General features: G+C 69.5%; 13 protein-coding genes. 7 read left to right on the forward strand and 6 right to left on the reverse strand.

The window, feature by feature from the left end:
• Window positions 1-183 precede the first annotated feature (183 nt).
• A complete protein-coding gene (locus tag B0F77_RS07885) occupies window positions 184-4,851 on the forward strand; it encodes a P-loop domain-containing protein (protein ID WP_143466623.1) in 4,668 nt (1,555 codons plus the stop codon).
• Window positions 4,852-5,250: 399 nt separating this feature from the next.
• Here B0F77_RS07885 and B0F77_RS07890 read toward each other — a convergent pair whose 3' ends face one another.
• Window positions 5,251-6,750 (reverse strand): hypothetical protein, encoded by a 1,500-nt coding sequence (locus tag B0F77_RS07890; RefSeq protein WP_086662141.1) that lies wholly within the window; start codon window positions 6,748-6,750, stop codon window positions 5,251-5,253.
• A gap of 178 nt (window positions 6,751-6,928) precedes the next feature.
• Between B0F77_RS07890 and B0F77_RS07895 the strand changes: the two genes are divergently transcribed.
• Entirely contained in the window at window positions 6,929-7,912 is a 984-nt protein-coding gene (locus B0F77_RS07895) for a GlxA family transcriptional regulator (protein WP_086662142.1), read from the forward strand.
• A 41-nt stretch (window positions 7,913-7,953) separates the two neighbouring features.
• Here the strand turns inward: B0F77_RS07895 and B0F77_RS07900 are convergent, their stop codons facing one another.
• The 3 genes from B0F77_RS07900 to B0F77_RS07910 all read right to left on the reverse strand — a co-directional run bounded on the left by B0F77_RS07900 (window position 7,954) and on the right by B0F77_RS07910 (window position 10,640).
• Window positions 7,954-8,835 (reverse strand): cellulose binding domain-containing protein, encoded by an 882-nt coding sequence (locus B0F77_RS07900; RefSeq protein ID WP_158102638.1) that lies wholly within the window; start codon window positions 8,833-8,835, stop codon window positions 7,954-7,956.
• 219 nt (window positions 8,836-9,054) lie between these two features.
• Window positions 9,055-9,285, reverse strand: a complete 231-nt coding sequence (locus B0F77_RS07905) for a hypothetical protein (RefSeq protein ID WP_143466624.1) — start codon at window positions 9,283-9,285, stop codon at window positions 9,055-9,057.
• A 422-nt stretch (window positions 9,286-9,707) separates the two neighbouring features.
• Window positions 9,708-10,640: a hypothetical protein gene (locus B0F77_RS07910; RefSeq protein ID WP_086662145.1), complete on the reverse strand. Its 933-nt coding sequence runs from the start codon at window positions 10,638-10,640 to the stop codon at window positions 9,708-9,710.
• A 611-nt stretch (window positions 10,641-11,251) separates the two neighbouring features.
• On the opposite strand from B0F77_RS07910, the gene B0F77_RS07915 reads away from it, so the two are divergent.
• The 5 genes from B0F77_RS07915 (at window position 11,252) to B0F77_RS07935 (ending at window position 21,601) form a co-directional block, all read left to right on the forward strand.
• Window positions 11,252-13,909, forward strand: coding sequence for a helix-turn-helix transcriptional regulator (locus tag B0F77_RS07915; RefSeq protein WP_158102639.1), 2,658 nt, complete (start codon window positions 11,252-11,254; stop codon window positions 13,907-13,909).
• The gene (locus tag B0F77_RS07920) at window positions 13,906-16,323 is read left to right on the forward strand and encodes an ATP-binding protein (protein ID WP_086662147.1); all 2,418 of its coding nucleotides are present in this window, start codon (window positions 13,906-13,908) and stop codon (window positions 16,321-16,323) included. The genes B0F77_RS07915 and B0F77_RS07920 overlap by 4 nt, the downstream gene beginning before the upstream one ends.
• Window positions 16,324-16,342: 19 nt before the next feature.
• Window positions 16,343-19,102, forward strand: a complete 2,760-nt coding sequence (locus B0F77_RS07925; RefSeq protein WP_086662148.1) for an ATP-binding protein — start codon at window positions 16,343-16,345, stop codon at window positions 19,100-19,102.
• A 396-nt stretch (window positions 19,103-19,498) separates the two neighbouring features.
• Window positions 19,499-20,407 carry a PucR family transcriptional regulator gene (locus B0F77_RS07930; protein WP_158102640.1) on the forward strand — a complete coding sequence of 303 codons (909 nt, stop codon included), beginning with the start codon at window positions 19,499-19,501 and terminating at the stop codon, window positions 20,405-20,407.
• Between the two features lie 111 nt (window positions 20,408-20,518).
• Window positions 20,519-21,601: a PucR family transcriptional regulator gene (locus B0F77_RS07935; RefSeq protein ID WP_086662150.1), complete on the forward strand. Its 1,083-nt coding sequence runs from the start codon at window positions 20,519-20,521 to the stop codon at window positions 21,599-21,601.
• Window positions 21,602-21,652: 51 nt separating this feature from the next.
• Here B0F77_RS07935 and B0F77_RS07940 read toward each other — a convergent pair whose 3' ends face one another.
• A complete protein-coding gene (locus B0F77_RS07940; protein ID WP_086662151.1) occupies window positions 21,653-22,813 on the reverse strand; it encodes a PucR family transcriptional regulator in 1,161 nt (386 codons plus the stop codon).
• Window positions 22,814-22,938: 125 nt separating this feature from the next.
• Window positions 22,939-23,757, reverse strand: coding sequence for a thiopeptide-type bacteriocin biosynthesis protein (locus B0F77_RS07945; RefSeq protein ID WP_158102641.1), 819 nt, complete (start codon window positions 23,755-23,757; stop codon window positions 22,939-22,941).
• Window positions 23,758-24,313: the final 556 nt, after the last annotated feature.

The following is a 24,313-nucleotide window of genomic DNA, read 5'->3' on the forward strand; positions in this document are numbered from 1 at the left end:
CCGTCGATGAAGGGACCCTTCATCGACCTGAGGTGGATGAAGGGTCCCTTCATCCACAACCGGGAGCACAACTAAGCCGCGGCACGCCACTAGGCCGGGCGGGTGAATTCCGGCTGTGCGGGCCGGTAGGACTGAAACGCTCGATTCCGCTGCCGCGAACCCGATCCAGGGGAGGTGCTCCAGGTGGCGACATCGGAACCTGGGCAGCCGCGGGATCCTGAGGGCACCGGTCAGAGCGGGCACGACGGCCTGCGGGTGCGCAACACGATGGACGGGTCCGCCGCTGTCGTGTTGCAGGCGGGCGTGGTGTACGGCGATGTGCACATCCATCCGGCTCCTGGACGCCTGCCCGCGGCGGTGCTGGCGGCGTACCGCGCCCAAGTGCGTGACACCGCGCCGGACCAGTTGCTGGACCGGGATGCCGAACTCGGCGAACTGGTGCAGTTCTGCGTCGGCGACGCTCCGTACGCCTGGTGGCAGGCCGGGCCGTGGGCGGGAAAATCGGCGCTGATGGCCTGGTTCGTGCTGCATCCCCCAGCCGGAGTGGACGTCGTCGCGTTCTTCGTGACGGGCCGGCTCGCCGGTCAGTCGGACAGCGGCACGTTCGTGGCAGCCGTGACCGAACAGCTGGCCGCCTTGCTGCACCGGCCGACTGGTGCGGCGACCGCCGGCGCCCATGTCGGTGACATGCTGCACATGCTGGAGGACGCGGCTGCTCGCGCCGAGGAGGCGGGGCGGCGCCTGCTCCTGATGATCGACGGGTTGGACGAGGACAGGCGACCGGCCGGACTGTCCAGCATCGCCGCGTTGTTGCCGCGCCGGCCGCCCCCGGCCGTGCGGGTGCTGGTCACCAGCCGGCCTGGGCTGCAACTGCCAGACGACACCCGTCACGACCATCCACTTCGGACGGTACGGGTGCGCGAGCTTTCGGTGTCACCGCACGCCAGCGCCATCGAACGGCTCGCCGGCCTGGAACTGGACACGCTGCTGACAGGTCCGCTGCTGCAGCGCGATCTGCTCGGCCTGATCACCGCGGCGGGCGGCGGCCTCACCGTCGACGACCTCGCCGAGCTCACCGACCACCCCGAGCACGAGATCCGCCGCCGGCTCGAGGGAGGGTTCGGGCGCAGCGTGTCCGGCTGGATCGGCCCGCCGGTGGCCGGATACCCGGGCGCACCGGTGTACCTGTTCTCCCACGAGACCCTCCGAGAGGTGGCTACGCAGCACATCGGACGGCGCGCTCTGGGCGTGTACCACCAACGGCTGGCCGCATGGGCGGACTCGTACCAGGTGTCGGGCTGGCCGGCCCACACGCCTCACTACCTGCTCCGCGGCTATCCGCAAGCGCTCGGTGGATCGAATGACCTGGAGCGCCTGGCCCGGTACGCGACCGATCGAGCCAGGCACCGTCGCATGCGGATGCTCACCGGGGGTGATCTGCTCGGGCTGACCGAGATCCGGGTCGCCCAACAGGTTTTGGCCACGCAGCACATGCCCGACCTGGTCAGCCTGGCCGCACTCGCCGCCGAACGCGACAGCCTCGTCCAGCGCGGCACGGACGTTCCGGCGGAGTTGGCGGCCGTGTGGGCGTTGATCGGCGAGCCGGTGCGGGCCGAGGGCTTCGCCGCCGGAGTTCAGGACTGGGGCGGCCGTCGCGACGCGCTGCTCGCACTGGTCGAGGCCCAGGTGAGTCAAGGCAACGACGATGAGGCCATCCGGTTCGCCGCCGACCTCGCGGCTCACGTCGCCGACGTGGATCCCATGCCGAAGGTGAGTGCTTTCAACAGTTTGGCGCTGGCGATGGCCGCGAGTGACACCACCCGCGCCACTGCCGCCGGACTGATCGACGAACTGGTCACGTTGGCCGGCGACGTCCCCGAGCGGTACAGGGACGACACGCTCGCCGAAGTGACGGAGGCGATCGCTCTCGCCGGTGACCCGGTTCGGGCCGAACTGATCGCGGGCCGCGTCCGGAACCCCAAGGACAGCGCCAACGCGTTCATCGGCATTGTTCGCGCAACTGTCGCAGTCGGCGATGTGGAGCGCATGGCTCAGGTGGCGCGCGAAGCGAATGCGCGCATCGGGCAGCTGGTGGACCCGAGAGATCGCGCCTGGCCGAGGTTGCGGCTCGTGACCGCGATGGCCGGACACGGCGACGCCGAGGCGATCGCGTCGGAGATCGACGGCGTCTACGACCGGGCCCGCGCGCTGGCCCGCACGGCGACCGCCATCGCTGCCACGGATCCGGAACGGGCGCGTCGGCTGGTCGCGACGGCCCAGCGCCTCGTCCCGCTCGCCGACCTGCCCGGTTGGCAGGTGACCGTGCTCGTCGAGTTGGTCGATGCCCAGATGGCCGGTGGAGACCACGACGGCGCCTCCACCACCTCCCGCGAAACGGAGCTGCTCATCGGCCAGATCGCCGCCGCCGATCAATCCCGCGCGGACGACCTCCTGCGTGATCTGGCGCGGGTGTGGGCGGCGCGCGGTCATCACGACAGAGCCGAAACGCTGCTCCGCCAGATCTCCGACGACTACGACCGCCAGCGCGAGCTGGTGAGTCTCGCCCGCACGGCAGCGACCGCGGGCGACCACGCGCGTGCATCCAGATTGGCGAACGAGGTCGACTCCGGCCTTGAGCAGATCGAGGTGGGCCACCGACACGTCCTCGTACTCGTCGATGCCCTCGCCACAGCCGGCTACCACCAGCACGCGGCGCGGGCCTTCTCCTACGCGGAGATGCTGGTGTGGCGGAAAGAGAACGAGTCTGGCCAGCTGATCGCGATCGGCGAACTCATGGCCGCTGCCAACACCTGCCGTGCGCCCGACCAGGTTCATCGGCTCGCCGCCCAAGCAGAATTGATCATGGACCGCAGCAGAGCCGACGCCGACCTGGTCGCTGCCCTGGCCGCAACCGTCGCGATCGCCGGCGACCGCAATCGGGCTGTTCGCCTCATCGCGGCCGGGGAACGTTCGGCATACGACAACCACTACTTCGCCGCCGACCGCGCGCAGGCGTTGGCCGAGCTGGCCGATGTGGCGACGACGGCGGGAGACGCGGCGCTGGCGACACGGCTCGCCGACGACGCCGCGTCCTTTGTGGACCAGATCAGTGTCTCCCGTGATCGCGAGGAGGCGTTGGCGACGATCAGCTCCGTCGTGGCGGCCGGCGCGGACCTCGGTCGCGCCGAAACCCTTGCCCGGCGGATTCTGGACCGTGAGCTGCAGTTGACGCAGCTCACGAAGCTCGTCGGCCAGGCCGCGCACCATGGCGACCGGCCACTTGCGGTGCGACTCGCCCGCGAACTTGAGAACTCGATTCACCAATCGGCCGCTCCGCAACTTCGGGCGCGAGCTTTGGCCGCGCTGGCCAACGAGGTCGCCGCCATCGGAGACAGCGCCTGGACGACATGGATCGCCGACAGCGCCGCGTCCTGCGCCACGCAGATCGACGACGTCCAGCGGCGCGCCGCGACGCTGGGCGACCTCGCCCGGTCAGCGGCGGTCAGCGGTGATCAGCTCCGCGCCCTCCAGTTGGCACACCAGGCGGAATCACTGAACGCACAGCACTCGAGCAGGACCGATTCGGCCGCGCTGGTGGAGACGTATGCGCTCGCTGGGAACTTCGACCGCGCCGAAGCCCTGGCCCGCCGGCTCACGAACCCGTTGAGCGGCACGCTGCTCAAGGCCCACACGCTCCTCCAGATTGCCAAGATCGCAGCCAGGACCCACAACGACTACGCCCGCGTCCGCGCGCTCGCCGACGAGGTGATGTCCCTGGCCCACCACAGCGCCATCGTCTGGCCCTACGGCGTCGTGTTCGCCGACCTGATCACGTTGCTGGCCGCGGTCGGCGACCAGAACATGGCCACGCGGATCACCGACGAGGCCGAACTGCTGCTGCGACGAGACGCCAACGCCGGCGACCAGATGCGCTCCCTCGCCAAGCTGGCCAAGCCCATCGCGTTGACAGGCGACGCCGAACGCTGCGTGCGCCTGGCCGATCTCGTCGAGGAGTTGTCCCGGCAGAACGACATGCTGATCTACCAGGCCGAGGCGATGGCCGACCTCATCGAGGCGTTGACGGTCATCCACCAGCACGACCGCGTCACGCGCCTCATCGACGAGACCGTCCACGCGGTCGAGCACGCCGACCACCCGGAATTCCAGGTAGCGGCCTATGCCTCACTGGCACGCGCGGTAAGTGCGATCAACCGGCCGGCCACCGCTTCAGACCTCATCACACGCGCACTGAACTTCATCGACCAGATGAGCTATCCCGAGGAACGCGACCACGCGCTGACGAAACTCGCCAGCGCCAACGCGACCCTCGGCCGGTTCGACCTGGCCGCCCACCAAGCCGAGCTGATCACGGAACTGCCGGCCCGCGCGCAGGCGCTGGCCCTGGTCGCCCGTCACCAGCACGCGGCCGGCGACCCCCGTGCCGCGCGGATCTCGGACCACTGCGAAGCCGTCCTGGCTCGAATCGACGCCCCGGCCGAACGCGCACGTGCGCTCCTGACCGTCGCCGGCACGCTCGAGCCTCATGATCCGAGGCGAGCGGCAGAGATGGTGGCCACGGCCGAAACACTGGTTGCGAGCACCACCGCCGACGTGAACCTGGTGAACGCGCTCGCGAACACCCTGGCCGCCCTCGCCACCTCGACCCACGCGCCACCAGGCTTGCCGACCAACCGCGCCCAGCTCATCCCGCGCGCACGCCGTCACCTGGCCACCGCGCTGACCACCACAGCGTGGTGGGAGTCCCTGAAAGGCCTGGCCCAGGTCGATCCGCTGGCGATCGCGACAATCGCCGACGAGCAACTGGCCCGATGGCCCGCCGCCGAGTCCTGATCGCGATCCAGTGCCCGGCTTCTTCACGTGTTGATTTGGGGAAGAAGACACGAGTCGCCGGTGCGGTGGTCCTGGCCGTCGCCGGTCTGACACTGGCACCGAGTGTCGCCCAGGCGGCGCCGAGTGTGAACTGCGTGGACGGCTACGGCCCCAACTTCCAGGTGCGCGTGCAGCACTGCGGCGGCCCTCGGTCAGCGGCACCGGATCCGGCCGCGGTGACCTCTGTGCCCAGGGCTGGCGGCGCAACGACAACGGGACGTGGTCCTCGGTCGGACTGCCGTGTGTGACGATCGGGTGAGCCGCTGAACCCGCGACACCGTGACGGAGGTCGTCGGGCGGCAAGGAGATCGCGAGTGGAAGCTCCACTCGCGATCTTCGTCTGCCGGGTCTGGCGCAGGTCTAGCCGAGCAACCCCTCACAGGCGGCCAGCACCATGGCCTCGGTGCTGTCGGGTGCCGCGGGATCGGTTCCCGGTGGCGACGCCCGGAACGGGGACGGCCACCCGTAGGCGAGCTGGCTGCTGCCGTAACCCGTGATGGTGTTGTCGTCCTGGTTCCACCCGGACTCGTACACCTGTGTCCAGCTGATCTCGTCGGACGGCACGTAGCACTGCGTCTCGTTGGCGTAGGCCATGATCCACAGGTTGCCGGTGCCCAGCCGCTCCGCGATGTCCTTGATCAGCAGGTGGTAGATGCCGACGACCTCGTGCGCGAGCCCGAGGATCGTGAGGCCGCCTAGCTTCCAGCACTGGATCGGCATCGGCACGTTCGACTCCAGCGTGCCGTCGTCGATCTTGCGGATCATCACGTCGGCGTGTCGTTTCTCGGCCCAGCCGAGCCAGCCGGGAGTGCCGGGACCTTGTCGCCGAGCCTCGTACTTGTCGCGCAGCATCTCGACGACCTCGGGATCGTCGTTGTCGACGGAGAACTCGAGTTCGATCTCGGTGAGCTCCGTCGTGATCGGACCGGTCACCGGGGTGAACTCGCCGTTCCACACCTCGTCCACGACCGCGTCGGCGAGTCTCGCTCCCAGGAAGGCCGGCTGGTCCGGGTTGTACGGCTCGTACGCGTTGTGGTCGCCTGCCGTGCCCAGGAAGAAGAACGCCATCGCGCCGAGTCGTTCCTCGATCAGTTCCGCGGCCGCGCCGCAGTAGTCGGCGTCGAACACCTCGTCGTTGCCCCGGCACACGGGATGCGCGGTGGCGCCGAACAGCACGGCGAGCAGGGTGTCGTCGGACGACGCCCGGACCGTGAGCACCGGCACGTCGTCGATCACGTAGGACAGGCCGCGGCGGTTGTACCCGATGTCCGCGACGGTCTCGGAGTAGCCCAGTTCCGCCGGGATGGGCGTCTCGTTGACGGTCCGCTCCACCAGTTCGGTGAGCAGGTCCATGAACAGGAACGTGGTCCCGTTGACGGCGTCGATGTCCGCCTGGGTCAGCCCCATCAGCACGTACGGGTCCGGGTGCGTGTCGCCGATGAACGGTGTGGAGTGCGAATGGCTGGCCGCCATCATGAAGTCGCTGCTGCCGACGCCGAGGTCCTCGACGACCCTGCGGCGGATCTCCTGGTGCACGTCGCGCGGGATGCTGATCGCGTCGATGCGCAGCAGCACGTTGACGGAACCGTTGTCGTGGATGGCGATGCAGTGCGCGGTGAGCGGGCGGGACTCCTCGATCACGCCGTGGTTGCCGCGCGGACCCCAGCCGTAGCCCGCCATCCACAGACTGGGCCACGGCGGGGCCGTCGGCGTGATGTCCAGCGCGTTGCACGCGACGGCGAACCCGTCCGCGGGCGCGGCGGCGGCCATCGGGCCGTCGCCGAAGACCTTGCTGGTGAACGCGACGGTCGCGACGAGCACGCCACCGCGCAGGATGTCGCGTCGACTGATTTCGGGCATGGTTGTTCCCCCAGATAGGTGTCAGAATTGCGTCCTGAATGGACGATTTCGAAATTCCCGTGATTCCATCAGGCCGCGCAAGTGGCATGGTCCGACAATCGTCACAGGGATATCTTCCGGCGCATTGCCTGGCGCGAACAGTGGCGATGTCGCCACATTCCCGGGTAATCTCGCCAACATGATCGCGCCGCTTCGCGTCGGAGTGCTTGCGTATCCGGGATGTTTCGCGTCAGAGGTCTTCGGGGTTCCCGATCTCCTCACCATGGCCTCGCACATCGCCGCGGCCGACGCGAACAGGGGGCCGTCGTACGAGGTGTCGATCCTGTCGCCACGGCGGCATGTGGTCGCCTCCGGTGGCGTGACCATCGCGGTCTCACCGGTGCGAGACGTCGATGTGCTCGTCGTGCCAGGGTTCGAACTGGCCTCCGGCCACCGCCTCGCCGCGAGGCTCGAGTCGTTGAGGCCGGAGATCGACACCATCAGGTCCAGCTCCCGGTCAGGAGTCGCTCTGGTGTCGATCTGTGTCGGCGCGTTCCTGCTGGCGGAGGCCGGCCTGCTCGACGGACGGCAGTCGACGACCTCGTGGCTGTTCGCCGGCGAACTGGCCGGCCGTTGCCCTGGGACGGACGTTCGGGCGGACGAACTCGTGATCACCGACAGCGGGGTGACCACGACGGGCGCGTTCAGCGCGATGTACGACTTCGCGCTCGGTCTCATCCGTGAACACCATGGTGGCCGCGTCGCGCGAGCTACCGCGCGCATCGCACTCGTCGACGAGTTGCGGTCGAGTCAGGCGCCGTACGTCGACGCGGAACTGCTGCCGGCCACCGGCTCGCAGTTCTCGGACAGCGTCAAACGCTGGTTGGAGCAGAACATGCACGAACGCTATGACCTCAGGCTGCTCTCTACGGCGTTGCACACCAGCACACGAACGCTATTGCGTCGTTTTCGCGGCGAAACCGGAGAAACTCCACTCGGATATCTGCAGAAGGCGCGGGTGCGCAGGGCGAAACACCTGCTCGAGACCACGGACAGGACGATCGCCGACATCGCCGCCGACGTCGGCTACCGCGATCCCGGAACGTTGAACACGATCTTCACCCGGCTGATCGGACACGGGCCACGCGACCACCGTGACCGGGGCCGCCGCCACACCGGCTGAGGTGCGGCGGCGCCTCCCGGTGTCCACAGTGGACGGGCGCGTCAGGCGAGCGTGCAGGGGTGCTCGTTGAGGCTGAAGGCGCGGGGATCGTGGTTGACGCCACCGCTGCCGGCGGTGAACCCCATCAGCAGCGTGCCGCCGGGAGGGATCGTCTGGTTGTAGTGCACGGCGGTCGCGAAGACGTCCGGACCGGACTGTTTCGCGGTCGCGTTCCACATTTCCGACACCGACTGGCCGTCACTGAACTTCCATCGCAGGGTCCAGCCGGTGATCTCGGTGTTCCCGGTGTTGGCTATGGTCACGTCGGTGCGGAAGCCGCCGGGCCAGGTGTGCGTGACGCGGTAGGCGACCGAGCAGCCGGTGACCGGTTCGGGTGCCGGCGGGGTGGTCCTGGTGGTCGTGGTGGGTGCCGGTGCTTCGCCGGTGGGCGGGCTGACGCACGGTGGTCCCCACCGGCCGAGCTGCTTGGCTGAAGCGGTCGTCTCCGCTTCCTGAAGCATCCGGTCGTCGGTCGACTCGTTGCGCACCATGCCGAGCTCGACCGCCAGCACCGCGTAGTCGGTTCCGTCCGCCAGGTGCAGCGAGCCTGAGGCTGTCGTGTCCACGGGCTTGTCCAGCAGCATGGTTTTCGCGAACGAGGTGGCCGCCGCCGCCCAGCACTCGTCAGGTGCCGCGAGTCCCTTGACCTTGACCTGCTCGCCGTCCGACAGCTCGACCGTGCGCACGTCGACGACTTTCCGCACGGTCACGGTCAGGGCCGCCTTCTTGGGCGGTTCGATGATCGTCGGGAGGTCGTGCGTCGCCGCCGGCGGTGTCTGCTCCTCGCCGCCTCCGCAGGCGCCGGCCGCACTGATCGCCAGGATCAGGACGACGAGAAGCCAGCTGATGGATCTGGCTCTGACGGCGTGGTGCAGGTATCTCATTGGTCCTCTGTGCTCAGACATCGTTCGGCGAACGACCCACAATCGATTGGGCCGAACGGCTCATCTCGTCTCAGCAGGCTACGACGCTTCCGCCAAACGCGGAAGAAATTTCGCACGATCGGACGCAGGCGGCGTGCTGCCGTTCGAATCGAATATCGTCGAAAGAGCAGAGAAAACGATTTCCGAAGAGGTGTCGGGACGTGTGGGGTCCCGTTGGACTCAGCGAACGGTGACCGCGCGCCACTGCGTTGTGTCGTTCGCCGAACCGCTTCCGGGACCGGCTGTGCGGTACCAGTCGACGATTCGACGCCGGCCGGCGTCGGTGATGTGGTATCCGATGTGCTCGCCCTCGGGCGGCAGGATGAGGCTCGCGTGGAGAGCCTGGTCGATCGCCTCCCGGTGGCAGAGGTTTTCCAGCAGCCAGGGCCACACCATGCCCTGGGTGATCATCCAGAGCACTCGGAGAAGGGCTGTTTCCGATACTCCGGAGGAATTGCTCACGGAATGTCTGCCGACGCCGTTTTGCTGCACCTCGGTACCGCCCTCTCTCCTTGTCTGTCGGGTAGTACGGGCTGCTCAGGCGCCTGGTTCATGTCAATTGACATTGGTGTTGTCGAATTTTTCGCGTCGAATTCGATGGTGTGCGGTGGCTGGGAGCGCGGCCGGCAGCTCCGGTCGCGTTTGGACGGAATCCTTTCCGAAACGCGCGGATGGTGCCCTGCGATGCGGAGTTCTACAGTTCGGTTCAGGCCGAGGTGCCTCGCACGCCTCACCTCCTCGGTCCTCTCCCCGGTGCGGTTCGCGGAATGTCGTGTCACGAACCTCCCTCCGCGGACCGCACCGTCCCTTGTCAGAACCGGGCATGAGCAGACTCACCCGCCGATGATCTCCCGTGCGCCCGGCATGGTCAGCTCCAGCGTGGCGTCCAATGTGGACCTGAGTGCGGTGCGCGCCGCTCCGGCCGGGTGCAGGTCGTCGAGACGCGCACTTGCCCTTCTGTGCAGCCGGCGCAGGTCCCGTGCGTAGGCGGCGACGGTGCGCGGTGACCGCAGGAGGTCGCGCAGCATGGTGTGCTGTCCGGGGTCCCTGGCCGGCGCGTTCGGCGGCAGCCGGACGAGTTCCCGCCGCATTCCGCTGTTGCCCAGTTCGAAGGCATGAGCCAGCAGTAGCGGTGGCACGATGAGTGTCGCGTTGCCGTCGTCGTCCACTGTGGACCGAACGTGGTCGGTGTGCAGCTGCCGGATCAGGCCGTAGAGCGCGCCGAACTCGCGCCAGCCGTCCACCGCGTGCTCCTCGGCGAGGTGGGCCGCCATGGCCGCGTCACGGGCGTGGGCCGCTCCGGTGATCCCCAGGTGGTGTGCCAGCACGCTCTTGCGGCTGATGTCGCCGGCGCGCCGGCCGCGAGCCGCCAGTCTGGTCTCGATCACGGCGGTGGACGACCGGGCGAACTCGTCGAACCAGGCGAGCTTGCAGCCGTCCGGTCCGCGCGCCGTCCCGAGGTGCCGCATCGCGAGCATCGCGCCGCACTGCGCGCCTACCGCCTCCGAGTCGACGGAGATCCACCACAGCGCGGAAGCGGTGCACAGTGGCAGCGCGGGCTTCGGGTCCACGTCCAGCGCGGCGGCGACGATCGCGGGAAACACCGAGTTCGCCTCCTCGGCGCGCGTGCGCGTCGAATGGCGTTGTGCGGTGAGCTTGGCGGCGAGATGGGGAAGTTCCGTGCGGGTCGAACGGATGGCCGCCGTCAACGCGTCGCGCAGTGCGCGGGCCTGCTCGTCGATCAGTCGCGTTGCTGGAGTGATCATTCGGTAGAGGGTGACACGGTCGGGAGCGGGAACTCTTGCTGTCACAAGGATTCCGAAGGTCGCGGAGCACTCTCCGGCGTCCGCGTGGAGGTGGGAGCGGGTCTGGTGCCTGGTTTGCCGGGCTTTGCGCACAATACGGAACGAAGTCGGGAGACTGCGGATTGTGTTCGAAAGAGTGGTCGGACTTCTATGGGACGGAGAGTTGAGCGGTGGGCGCGCCGCGGCTCGTCCTGGGTGCGTGCCGAGTCTGCCGACGGCCCCAACGCCCGACCGCCAGGAGGTGGCGTGACAGGTTCGGACGAAAGATCCGCGATCGAGCGCGGCGGGTCAGGTGGTGTCGTCCTCGCCTCCGACAACGCCATGTGGTTTACCGATCAAGGTCGCGCCCGACGTCGTCCATGGCGAACGCACTTGGCGTGCGTCTTGATACGGAATCGCTATAGAACAATATCTGACCTGCAGTGATGCGTCTCGCACCTCAAGAAACCGTCAAGTTGTCGAAGCGCTACGACACCTCTTGAGTAACCTGTCGCTGGTCTGAAAGTTGTACCAATGCACTGGGCCAAAACGCTCACCACATGCCGGTACGGCAAGGCGCACGGGGAGTCTGGATGACGCTGTCGAAACATGACGGGCACCTCTCGACCGGGCAACCTGTCGGCCGCAGGCGTGAGTTGCGGCAGGTGCTGGCCGGGGTGAAGGACGCGGGCTGCGGCCGGCCGGGACTGCTCCATCTGCGGGGCCCACGCGGCATCGGGAAGTCCGCGACGATCGAGTTGCTGCGCCACGAACTGCGCGACATCGCCGACGTGCTCGTGACCACCTGCGAGGGGCAGACGGACTTCGCCGTCGCGAGCGACCTGCTCGGCGCGGCGGTGGTGGACGCGGTCGCGGCGGGACGTGACGAGTACGCCCGGCTGTACGCGATGAACGATCTGATCGTCGGGCTCACCACCGACCGGCCGCTGGTGCTCGTCCTCGACGACGCCCACCGCTGTGATCGTGCGACCGCGCGCTGGCTGGGCGTACTCGCACGCCGCCTGCCCCGGCCGCGGGTGTACGTCGTCCTGGCCTACCCCTGCGCCGAGCGCGTCGCCGCGGAGGAGAGGTTCACCGAGCTCACCGGTGCGCTGGACACGACCACGATCGACCTGGGGCCACTCGCCGAGGCCGACGTGACGGAGCTGATCACGCGCGAATGCGGGTTCATCCCCGACCGCGAGATCGTCCTCGCCTGCCTCGAGTCCGCCGCGGGACTTCCCGGTGTCACGTTGTCCTGGGTCGAGACGCTGAAGGCGCTGGGCAGTGTTCCCGACATCGAGTCCGAGTCCGTCACCTGGCATCTCACCTGGATCGAGGGCGAGCAGGAGACGACGCGCAGGTACGTCGTCGCCGTCGCGGTGCTCGGCAGCGCCGAGCCCTCCAGCGCGGCCGTTCTCGCTGAGCTCCCGGCGGCCGCGGCCGAGGCGAAACGGGTGGAGCTCCAGCTTCTCGGCATCCTCGACGACAGCGGCCGCTTCAGGTCCGCCGTCCTGCGTGAGCGGCTGCTGGCCACGCTCGACCCGGACGAGCTGACCGCGCTGCGCACGAAGGCCGCACGGCTCCTGACGGACGAAGGCCGTCCGCAGGAGGAGGTCGCCGAACTGGTCATGATGCTGCCCGCCCTGACCGAGGTGTGGATGTTCTGTGCGCTGCGCGGCGCGGCACGGGACGGCGCGCTCGGTCCGGATCGCGCGATCAGCTGCCTCCGACGAGTGCTGGAGGCGGTTCCCGGTCACGTCGACACCCGGCTGGAACTGGCGACGCATCTGACCGAGGTCGACCCTTCGGCGGCGATGGACGTCTACGCCGAGCTGCTCGACGACGTCACGGATCCAGAGGTCCGCGCCTCGGTCGCGATCCACTGCGGCGACGTGGCGTTGCGGGCAGGGCGCGGGCCGGAGGCGTTCCGGCTGCTCGCCGGTCGGCTCGACGGCCGGCCCTGGGAGATCGATCCCGAGCTGCGTGCCCAGACCGAGGCGGTGACGCTGATCAACGGGTTCAGCGCGCCCGCCACGGTCGGCGCCGCGATGGCCCTGGCGCGCACGATCAGCCCGCCGCAGGACCGGGCGGTCGGCTACCGCAGGCTGGTGCTGCAGCTCGCCCGCGCCGAGGTGCTGCGCGGCGACTCGCTGCCCACCGCGCTGAGCCACGTCCGCTCCGCGCTGCCCGCACCGGGTGGTTGCCGTGATCTCTGGGACGTGCACACGGTCGTGTCGCTGCACTTCTGCGGCGAGCGGGCCGACGCGATGGCGCTCGCGAGCGAGATCATCGACGCGGCGGCGGCACGGGACGACGTCCGCACCCTCAAGATCGCGCTCGCGACCCGCGCGGGACTGGCGTACGAGGCGGGCGACCTGGTGGGGGCCGAGCGGGATGCCCACGCCGCGCTGGCCCTGCCGAGCCCGGAACACGAGTCGCCCGCGTTGACCGTGCTCGCGTTGGCGCTGGTGCGGCGCGGCGACAACGACCAGGTCGAGCAGCTCTTCCACCGGATGCACACGCCGGGTGACCCGATCGAGTACGGCTGGGCGTTGAACGCCAAGGCGCACTGGTTGTGGAACTGCGGTGACGGCGACGCCGCACTGGACGTGCTCCAGCGCTGTGGCCGCGAGTTCGAGGCGATGGGTGTGCACAATCCGGTGCTTGTCCCGTGGTGGGTCCACGCGGTCTCGATCTCGGTGCAACTGGGCCGCACGGCCGAGGCGGCGGCGTTCGCCGAGCAGGGTGCCGAGACCGCGCTGAGGTGGGACACACCTGTCGCACGGGGTTACGCACTGCTCGCCCAGGGGCTGAGCAAGGCCCACGCCGAGACGCTGGAGCAGGCGGTGGCGGAACTCGGCGAGGCGGGTTCGCAACTGCACCAGGCGCAGGCGTTGCGCGCCTTGGGACAGGTGCTGATGCGCGCGGAGCACGACAAGGAGGCCCGCAAGCACCTGCGTGCGGCGGTCGACATCGCGGTGCGCTGCGGTGCGAGCGTGGCGGCGGACCAGGCGCACGAGCTGCTGGTGGCCGCTGGCGGGCGGATGAGCGCCGTGTCCGCCTCGCCCCAGGACGCTCTGACCACCGGCGAGCGCCGGGTCGCCCTCCTCGCCGCGAACGGGCTCACCAACCGGGAGATCGCGGAGAAGCTGCACGTCACCGTGCGCACGGTCGAGAACCACCTGTCGAACGCCTACCGCAAGCTGGGGGCGCACACCCGTGCCGAACTCGCGGTGCAGCTGCGGTGAGCCACGGGACAACGGCGCCGGACCTGGTCGAACGGGACTGCGAACTGGCCACGCTGGAATCGACCGTGCGCCTGCTGGCGTCCGGGCGGTCGTCGTCGCTCGAGATCTGCGGGCAGCGCGGGACCGGCCGGACCGCGTTGCTCGACCACGCCATCACTCTCGCGAAGCGCAGTGGCGCCACCGTGCTGACCGCTGCCGGCGGCTCCGAGGCCCTGGCCGGCCACGGCGGTGTGGTGGCCGAACTGATGTCCCAACTGGACGGCGCGCAACCTGGCCCGGCGGCCATCGGCAGGCTCGTGGAGCTGGCCCGTACCGGACCGGTGCTGGTCGCCGTCGACGACGCGGACCGTCTCGACGAACAGTCCAGGGTCTGGCTCGGAAGCCTGGCCGCGCAGGCCGTCCGCGTGCCGCTGGCGGTCGTGGCCGTGACGGACACCTGCCTGTCCGTGCTGCCAGGGTCCGTCACCGTCGCCGTGCGGCCGTTGGGGAACGACGGCATCTCGGCGTTGGTGACCAGGGATCTCGGCGTCTGGGGCGACGAGGAGTTCGTCTGCGCGCTGCGCCGCCACACCGGCGGCCGGCTGCCGGCCCTGCGACTCGTGCTCGACCGGTGTGCCGAGCAGGAGCTGCGGCCCGGCCGGGCGAACGCCGACGCGGTAGCCCTCATCGCCACCGACGTGCTCGCCGATGTCACCACGGCGATCGTTCGCTCGTTGCCCGCCGAGGTCGCCCATCTGCTGCGTGTGATCGCGGTCTGCGGCTCCTCGTTCCCGGTGGACCTGTTCGGAGCGTTGGCCCGGCTGCGGACGTTCTCCCTCGCCCGCTCACTCGAACTGCTCGTCTGCGCCGGTCTCGTCACGGACGTCGCCAGGCCCGAGCTCACCACGGGTACCACCGTGTCGCGCGTCCTGGAGGAAATGCCCGCGGAGGAGCGCGAGGACCTCTACACGCGGGCGGCACGACTGGGGCACCAATGCGCTCTCGCTCCGGCCGAAGTGGCGTCACTGCTGACCGGAGCCCCGCCGCTCGGCGAGTCGTGGGTGGTGCCGCTGCTGCGGGCGGTGGCCCGTGAGGAGATGGACGCGGGCCGTCCGCTCGAGGCGGTCAGGTTTCTGCGTCGCGCGCTGACCGAGTCGGGCACGCCGGTCGTGCGGGCCGAACTCATGCTCGAACTGGCGGTGGCGGAGTGCGCGGTCGCGCCGGTCGCCGCCGACCGAAGGCTCGCCAGGATGCTGATGGAGGTCCAGCCGCCGGAGTGCACCGTCGTCCGGCTCGCGGCGACGGACCAGCTGTGGGGGCGTGGTGACGCCGCTCTGCTCCGGCGCACACTCGGTGCCGTGCGCTCCGCCGGAGGTGATCTGGACGCCGTCACGGCGCTGTACTGGATCGCCGACGACGCCCCGGTCGAGACACCGGAGCTGAGCATCCTGGACAGCGCGGAACTCCAGAGCTCCGCCGATGATCCCGACCGGGCAGGGGTCGCGGCGTGGATGTGCGTGGCGGAAGGCGTCGATCCCGCGCGCGCCCGGCTGCTCGCGCGCGCCACCGTGACGGCGCCGGCCAGACTGCTCACATCCCGTTTGTTCGCCTGTCTCGCCCTGGCAGCGTGCGACGACGTGTCCGAGGCCGTCGCCGGGCTGGACCTCGTCGTCGCCGAGTCCCGCAGGAGACGTCTCACAGCGGTCGTGCCCCAGGCGTTGCTGATGCGGGCGAAGGTGCGCGCCATGGCGGGAGACCTGGACGATGCCGCGGCCGACCTGGCGCAGGCGAGGGCGGAGTACCCGCTGGAGAACATGCATCCGGACGCGCGGCCGATCCTCGTCGGAGGCGAGATGCTGGTGTGCGTCGAACGCGGAGAGATCGAACGGGCGATCGAACTGGCGGCGAGCCAGCAGGACGAGTGGATCGGGTTCGGGTACGCGCGGACGTTCTTCAACTTCGCCAGAGCCGTGCTCGCGCTCGTCACGGGGAATCCCGCGGAGGCGGTCGCGAAGGCGGACGAGTGCGGGCGGTGGATGCTGTCGAGACAGTGGGTGAACCCCGCCGTGCTGCCCTGGAGATCGATCGCCGCGGCCGCACTGAGCGCGACCGGCGATCACGAGCGCGCGAGCCTGATGTGCCGCAAGGAACTGGAACTCGCGCAGCGCTGGGGAGTACCCAGCACGGTGGCCAGAGCTCATCTGAGCTGCGGCGCGGTGCTCGGCGACGAGGAACATCTGCGGGAGGCGGTCCGGCTGCTCACCGGTTCTCCGTTCCAGCTGCTGCGGGCGAACGCGCTGCTCGACCTCGCGCACGTCGTCGGCCCCGGACGGGCGGGGCCGATGTTGAAGGAGGCGGCGGGGATCGCCGTGCTGTGCAGATCGACTTCCGTGCTCCACCGGGCCCGCGGGCTCGGCTGGGAACCTGGCGCGTGACGAGGGGAGACGCGACAGGATGCTGCTGGAACGCGATGACGAGATGGGACTGGTGGGCACCGCGCTCGACCGGGCCCGTGACGCCATCGGCAGCATCCTCGTGCTGGCCGGTCCCCTCGGCAACGGCAAGACCGCGTTGTTGCGCACGCTGCCGGAGCATCCCGGCGCCGAGTCCTTCTCCGTGCTGCACGCGTCAGCGACACCGACGGAGCGCGGTCACGCTTTCGGTGTGGCTCGTCAGCTCCTCGAACCAGGGGCGGCAGGCACGCCGCCGGGGGAGTGGACCGGCCCGGTGTCCGGCCGCGACGGTCTCGCTCCGCACCCCCGCAACGACGAGCAGTCCGTTCAGCTCGGTCTGCTGAGTCTCGCCCGCGAGCTCAGCCGCAACCGGCCGCTGCTCCTGCTCGTGGACGACCTGCAGTGGGTCGACGACCAGTCGCTGCTCATGCTCGAGGTGCTGGCCCGCCGGATCCGGCACCTGCGCGCCGTGCTGGTCGTGACCGTGCGCGAGGGGGATCCGCTCGCGCACAGCCCGGCGGTCGCGGCGGTCCTCGCACTGGCGTCCCGCTGGGTGCGTCCCCGCCCGCTGAGCCCCGTCGGCGCCACCGAGCTCGTCCGCACGAGGCTGGGCCAGGACTGCGCGCCGGAGTTCGGCCTGGCCTGCCACGCGGCGACCGGAGGCAACCCGCTGGCCCTCACCGCGCTCGCGCTGGCGTGGGCGGTCAGCGGACGGTCCCCGACCGAGGCGAACGCGGCTCTCGTGCCCGCGATGCGCCCAGCCCAGGTGCGGGAACGGCTGGTCGCGTGCATGCGTGCGCAACCCGAGGCGGCGCAGCGGCTGTTGAAGGCGGCGGCGGTGCTCGGGGAGTCCGCGGAACCGGACGTGGTGCGAGTGCTCGCCGGCCTGGACGAGGGCGTGGTCGACGAGATCATGCGCGGGCTCACCAAGCTCGGTGTCTTCGGGGAAAGAGGGTTCACCCGCCGTGGCGCCCGGGACGCGGTCCACGACCTGATGACGACCGCCGAACGAGAACAGCTCCACCTGCGGGCCGTCCGCCTGCTGCACGACCTCGGCAAACCCGCGGAGTCGGTGGCCCGCCAGCTGCTCGCCATCTCGGTGCGGCAGGGCGGGTGGGCCGTCGAGGCGCTCAGGGAGGCGGCGCAGGTCGCGGTGCGCCGCGGCGCACCGGAAACCGCGGTGTCCTACCTGCGCCGCGCACTGCTCGACACCTCCGCCGACGGTCAGGACCGCGCCACCGTTCTGGTCGACCTGGCGAGCGCGGAGCGGCTGTTCGACGTGCACGCCGCGGTGCGCACGGTGTCCTACGCCATCGCGTTGCTGCCAGGTCCGAGGGAACGGGCGGCGGCGCTGATCAGGCTCACTCCGGCGGTGATGGGCAACGCGCCGGAGGCCGTCGTGTCCATCCTGCGCCAGGTCTTCCACGAGTTCGGGCCCACTGAGGGGCTCAGCGGCGTGGACCGCGATCTCGCGTTGCGGCTCGAGGCCAGGTTGCGTTTCATCGCGCGGGGAGAGGCGGGCGAGCTCTCCGCCGTGCCGGCCCGGCTCGACGAACTCGACGCCGCCGAGCGGACCGGCAGTGGAGCGGAACGTGAGCTGCTCTCCGTGCTGGTGAACGCGGCGACGCTGGCCGCGGCGACCCCGGCCGGCCGGGTGGCGGCGATCGCGGAACAGCTCCTGGCGCGCGAGCCGGCGGCATCACCGCATTCGCCCAGCGCGGCGCCGTTGCTGGTGACGGCGCTCGCCGCGGCCGACACACCCGATGTCGCGAGCGGCTGGCTGTGCCGTGCGCTCGAAGCCGCGCGGCAGCGGGGTGACGTCGTCGAGCAGGCGATGGTCCGCACCGAGCAGTCGTTGGTGCACCTCATGTCCGGCGAGGTCGCGGACGCGACCCGCGCCACCGTGGACGCGTTCGACCTCGGCGCGTGGAACTGGAGCGCCGTCGGCACTTCCGCCGCCGTCGTGTCCGGTGCGGTGGTGCTCCAGCTCGACGATCCGGTGCTCATCGACAGGGCACTCGAGTCGGCGGGTGCGGAGCCCGCGGACCCCGGCCTGTCCACGGTGGCCGCGCTGCTGCGCGGACAGGCCGCCGTCCTGCGCGGCGAGTTCGCCGCGGCGGCGCTGACCCTGAGTGACTGCGGCGCGCGCCTGGACCGGTCCGGCTGGCGCAATCCCGTGCTGTTCCCGTGGCGGTCGTCCCTCGCGCTCGTGAAGCTCGAACTCGGTGACACCACCGGCGCGATCAGGCTGGCCGAGGAGGAGCGCCTGATCGCGGAGGAATGGGGAGCGCCGTCGGGCATCGGCAGGACGCTGCGGGTGCTGGGGCGAGCTGTCGGCGGTGAGCGTGGCAGGGAACTGACCGGGCGCTCGGTCGAGGTGCTGCGGACGTCCGCGCATCAGCTGGAACTCGTCCAGGCCCTGCGGCAGTGGGCCGAACTGACCGGCGAACAGGCCGACTGGCGTACCTGTCTCGATCTCGCACAGGAAATCGGAGCCCAGCGCGTTGCGCAACGCGCTCGCACCGCACTCGGTGTCGTGAAACCCGCCGCGACCGGGGGAAAGCTCACCCGGTCGGAACGGAAGGTCGCAATACTGGCTATGGGGGGACACTCCAACCAGGAAATCGCCGACCAGCTGTCCGTCACTTCACGCGCGGTGGAGAAACACCTCACGAACACCTATCGCAAACTCGGGGTTCGGCGCCGGGCGGAGCTGGCAGACGCGCTGCGGGCGCTGGGACCGATGTCACCGGTCGACTGACGCCCCGTCACCGCAACGGAGTAGTGCCTTCGAGCCAAGACGGCTAATGCAGCCCGCTGATCAGTCTACTTGTGGGTGATATCGTAGCTGTCCTCGACCGTACCATCACTCTCTGTGGTCGCCATACCGAACCGTAGGCGGAACGGCACCACAGTATTTGGTACGCGGCGTTGACTTCGCCTCCCGCTCCTCCCTAATCTTTTCGTTATTCGGTGGAACTTCCCGGGGAGCTCCCTGCGATCGGGAGATCGGCTCCCGGAAAAGTCGCACCGTCTCAACTGGTGCCGTCGCACGCGTGACGGAACTTGTTCGGGAATTGTGTTCAGTCGGCACGACCGTGTCCTTCGGGAAGGTGGATCGACAATGACGGAAACCGCGGTTGAATGGGGATCCCCGGTGGATGTCAGCACCCAGCGCCCAGGCCTGCGGCCGGTGAGTGGCGCCTCGCCCAGTCCGGCGGACTTCCTGGCCAGAGTGCGTGCCGTCGGCGAACGGTGGAGCGGCGACCGTCAGGGCGACCTGGTCGACATCCTGCTCCGCGCCGCCGGTGACAACACCGAGCTCGCCGACCTCGTGCGCAACAGCGGGTCGATCATCGAGGAGTTCCTCGAAGGCCTGCGGCGCGGGACGACCGGTGCCGGTGCGCCGCGCGACCTGGCGGCGGACCTGATCACCGGCCGCGAGGTGTCGCAGGACGTGCTCGACAGTCTGGCGGCCAAGTACCTGGTCGTCCGCGCCCGCACCGCCGCGGGTGGCCGCGCCCAGACCTTTCCCGCCGACGTCGTCGGTCCTGGCACGCTCAGCACCCGTCATGAGGGTGACCTGATCCTGCTGATCCCCGACACCGACGCCAACCGCACGGCGCGCATCACCGAGCACCTGACGCAGTGGTTGAACGGCAGCGGCTGGCTCGCCGTGGCGAAGAGGAATCGCTGCGGGCTCGCGGACGGCTTCCGGGAGGCGACCGACGTCCTGCGGCTCGCCTCCGCCGGCCGGCGCCCCAGTGGCGCGTACACGATCTCGGACGTTCTGGTCGAGTACGCGGTCATCAGGCACGCCGAGGTCAGCGAGAACCTCGCCGCCGTGATCAAGCCGCTGCGTGCCCACGCGGTGCTCTGGGAGACCCTGACCGCCCTGATCGACGCCGACTACAACCGCAACCAGGCGGCGAAGAAGCTCTTCATCCACCGCAGCACGCTCGACTACCGGCTCCAGCGGATCGCGAGCGTGACCGGGTGCGACCCCACGAGTGGTCGCGGCCTGCAGCTGCTGACCGCGGCGTTGATCGCCGATTCGGTGCGCTGAAAGCCTTCTGGGAAGTTGGCTAGAGTATTTTGCGTTGACGTTCCGTCCTGATCCCCGAGCGGGTGTAATCGTTGCCAGCACTGGTTATGTGACCGATGTGGTGGGTGAACGATGACGGAAACCGAGGCTGTGGCGTCCCCTGAAACGCTTGCCGCGCGCATCCTGCCGGTGTACGCGGCGGCATTGGCCGGTGACGACTTCTGGGAACCGGAGATCGCGGTCAGGGTCCGCCACGCGGGTGCGCTCTGGGCGCGCGCGGGAGGCCGTCTCGACGCTCTGCTGGAGACCGTCAACCACCTGGCCGGTGACCTCCTGGACGAGGCTCTGCACGATCACCGTGGTCCGCGGAGGCGTTGTTCGGCGCTGCGCCGGTTCAGCGATGCCTGCGGGCGCGTCGCCATGGAGCTGCTCAGGGGGTTCAACCAGGCACCGCCGGGTGGCTCGACCAGCCGCCCGCCGGTGACCCACCGGGATCTCGCGCTCGCGTTGCTCGCCGGTGACACCCAGCGGACGGATCTGGCGGACGTTGAGTTCGCGCCGGCGTACGCCATCGTCGCGGTGCGCGCGAACGGCAGCGTGGCCGCCGAAGCGGTGGAGGGTGCCTTCCACCGCTTCGGCGGCGACGGGACCTTGTCGCTGCTGCAGGGAAACCGCGGTTACGTGCTGCTGCCCGTGCAGACCGAGGAGGGCGCCCTGAAGATGTGCGCACGGGTCGCGGGAGTGCTGCAGGCCGACGAGATGTGGGCCGCGCTGACCTGGGGGCCGAGCGCCGTCGTGCCGGACGCGAGGCAGGTCGTGTCGGACGTGCTCGCGCTCGTGACCGCCCTGCGCCTGCCACCGGGTGTCTACCGGCGCCAGGACGTTCTGGTCGAGTACGCGGCGATCCGCTCGCCGTCCACCGCCCGGCTCTTCCAGCGGCTCATCGAAGGGGTCATGAACAGCAGCACGCTGCGGGAGACGCTGGAGGCGCTGATCGCGGCGGACGGCAACCGCACCCGTGCGGCGGAGCGGCTCGTCATCCACCGCAGCACCATCGACTACCGGCTGGACCGCATCGAGCAGCTCACCGGCCAGTCGCCGTCGAGTGTCCGGGGCCTGCGCGCCCTCACCGCCGCCTACGCGTTGTACGTATTGGCCGAGGAGGACCGCGGAGCGGACTACGACCTGGGGCTGACCGGCCTCAGGAGCGCCTGACCGCGGCGTCGGAGGTGTGCAGCGAACCTGTTGTCCCGCAGCGCATCCCGGTCAGCAGGCCTGCTCGGCGTCCCTCTGGAACGTCTCGTAGGTCGCCAGCGCGGTGGCGAGCAGCTGCAACCCGCGGGCACTGGTCGGCTGGTATCCGGTCAGCTGTTCGACGCGGCTGAGGCGATAGTCCAGCGTGCTCCGATGGATCCTGAGCGCGGCGGCCGCCCTGCTGCGGTTGCCGTTCGCGGCGATGAAGGCCTCCAGCGTGGTGCGCAGCACCTCCTGGCGCAGGATCGGGGTGATCACCGTGATCAGGTGGCCCATCGCGAGCGGATCCTGCATCACCGCGTACTCCACGAGGACGTCGAGCAACTGGTGGACACCCGGTTCCTCGCCGCCGCCGCGGACCAGGGCGAGCACGGCGTGTGCCTCCTGCCTGCCCGCACCGACGTCGTGGCGGGGGCGCCACGACACCGCGAACCACGTCTGACCCTCCAGCCGCCGATGCGCGCGAGCGCACAGGTGCAGGGCGTGGTGCTCGTCATGCGCCGGCACCAGCGCGTAACCCTCGTTGCCCGTGATCATGAACAGCGGGTCGCGCGCACCGCAGTGCGTGAACGCCCTGTCCAGCGAGGTGACCAGATCGTCGCCAGCCGGGCCGTGCCGACGCACGGCCACGATCGCGTAGGCGGGTGCGGCCTTGGCACGTAACGACTCGGGGATCTCGACACTCCACAGCAGACTCGACGCGAGCAGTTGCCGGTCCAGCGGAGCCGGGTCGCCGAGGCCAGGGTCGTACGCCTGCTGGAAGCCCGTCAGCAGCTCCCGTACGAACGACGCACCGGTGGCGCGGATGCGGCCGACCAGTTCGACTGTGTCGCCGAGCTCGCGCAGTTCCGCCACCGCGGTTCGTTCGACGCTTTCGGTCACCTTCCGCAGGGCGGTCAGCAGCGGGTCCAGCGGCCCTCGTGCCCTCGCCCAGCGGGCACCGAGCTCGCACAGGCGGCCGAGCTCGCGCTCGGGCGGTGCGCCGGTCTCGATCGCCGCGCTGTGCGCGGAGACCGCGAGCACCAGTACGGCGCGCAGGTCCGCCAGATGCGGTGTGGCCGCTACGTCTACCTCGGTGATCTGTTCGGCGAGCACGCGGTCGCGGAACGACGGCTCGACCGACGTGGTCGACTCGGTTCCGCCGTTCGCGACCGCCTCCCGGACCCTGGCCATGCGCGCTCCTCGGTCAGCTCCTGTGACCTGTCATGACGACGATATGGCCGGATCCGGGTCGTGCCACGTGCCCGCGGCGAGCTTCCTCGGTTCGAGGGAACTGTCCACGAAAGTGCTGACCGGCGTTACGCGATTCGCGCGAGGCTGTCGGCCAGCAGACCTTGGCGGTACGCGGAGAGCCGGGCCCGGTTCCACATGAACACCGCGTAGTGCGCGATCAGCTGGCGAGGCCCGACCGTCACCAGCGGGGTGTCGAAGTACTCCGTCCGCCAGCGGGGAACCTCGGTGCGTGCGAGTGCCCGGAACGAGGTCACCGCCTCTCTCTCCGCATCGTTCAGCTCCGGCAGCAACGCGTCCGGGTCACGCCAGAGCCTGCTGACGCGGGTCACGACGTCGTTGCTCGTGGCGGTCGTGCCGTACAACGTCCGTCCCGTGCGCTGGATGAGATGACCGACGTCGCTGTCTTCCCACGGCGTGATGCGGAACGCGTCGAGCAGGCTCCTGGTCAGCAGCAGCGCGACGAGCCAGGCCGGTGTCCGGCTTCCCGTGTGGTGGCGCAGCCACGCCGACGAGTCGGCGCTGAACATCCGGTGGACGAACCGCATCGACACCTCTCCTCCGAACAATGCGGTCTCCGGCTCGTAGCAGCCGTGGCTCCAGCCGCTGACCAACCCGGACGCCGCCCATTGCGCCGCGGCCAGATGCACCGCGGTGACGACCTCGGAACGTCGGCGTGGCCGTGCCTCGAAACGCAACCTGAGGCCGGGCGGCCGGTGCATGAAGAAGTGGTTTTCGATGCGGTTCGACTCTGTCAGGCCGCTCGTCAGATCCGAGATCTGTTCGTACAAGTTCGCACGGTTGTCCGCGGCGGGCGGAGTGATTCCGATCTGGATCCATCGTCTTGCTTTTCGCGCGGCGTCGGGCGGCAACAGGTCGTCGGACATGTCCCTGATCTTGGCAGTCCGATGTCTCCGCGTTTTGAGGAATGATTTGGGCCCACGTCGCCGGGGCATCTGCATTGAGAGGTAAATCACTTCCGAACTTCGACAAGCACCTGTCGCGTCAGTTCCGGGTGGACCGCGGTCTGCCGCGGGTGATCGCGTAGATCAGCTGGCCGACCAGCACGGGTGCCGTCAGCACGGTCACGATGAATCCGGCAGTCGTCATACCGGTGACGTTAGGGCGGATCGTCCGCGGCGGTTATCCGCAGAAAATGGAAAACCGCCCGGCTTGGTCGCCGGGGTCGGCGAGCCGGCGTTCGCGCAACGCGCGGTGACGGGCCGCCACACGCCGGGTGCCGGGGTGGACTGGGGAGCGGGCTGGGCGATTTTCCCGTGGCCAGCGGGCATGATCGACCATCCGCACCCATTGTGGAAAAGTGCGGTGAATTATTTCGATAACTGCGGGTGTGGGTGCTGGTGGATCTCGTTAAAACTCTAAGTGTGAGGCGTGATTCCGGCGACTAGTCTCGAAGATTGGGAAGGCTTTCGGATATCCCGA

Origin of the sequence: Lentzea kentuckyensis (assembly GCF_002150765.1) — a bacterium.
GTDB classification, from domain to species: Bacteria; Actinomycetota; Actinomycetes; order Mycobacteriales; family Pseudonocardiaceae; genus Lentzea; species Lentzea kentuckyensis.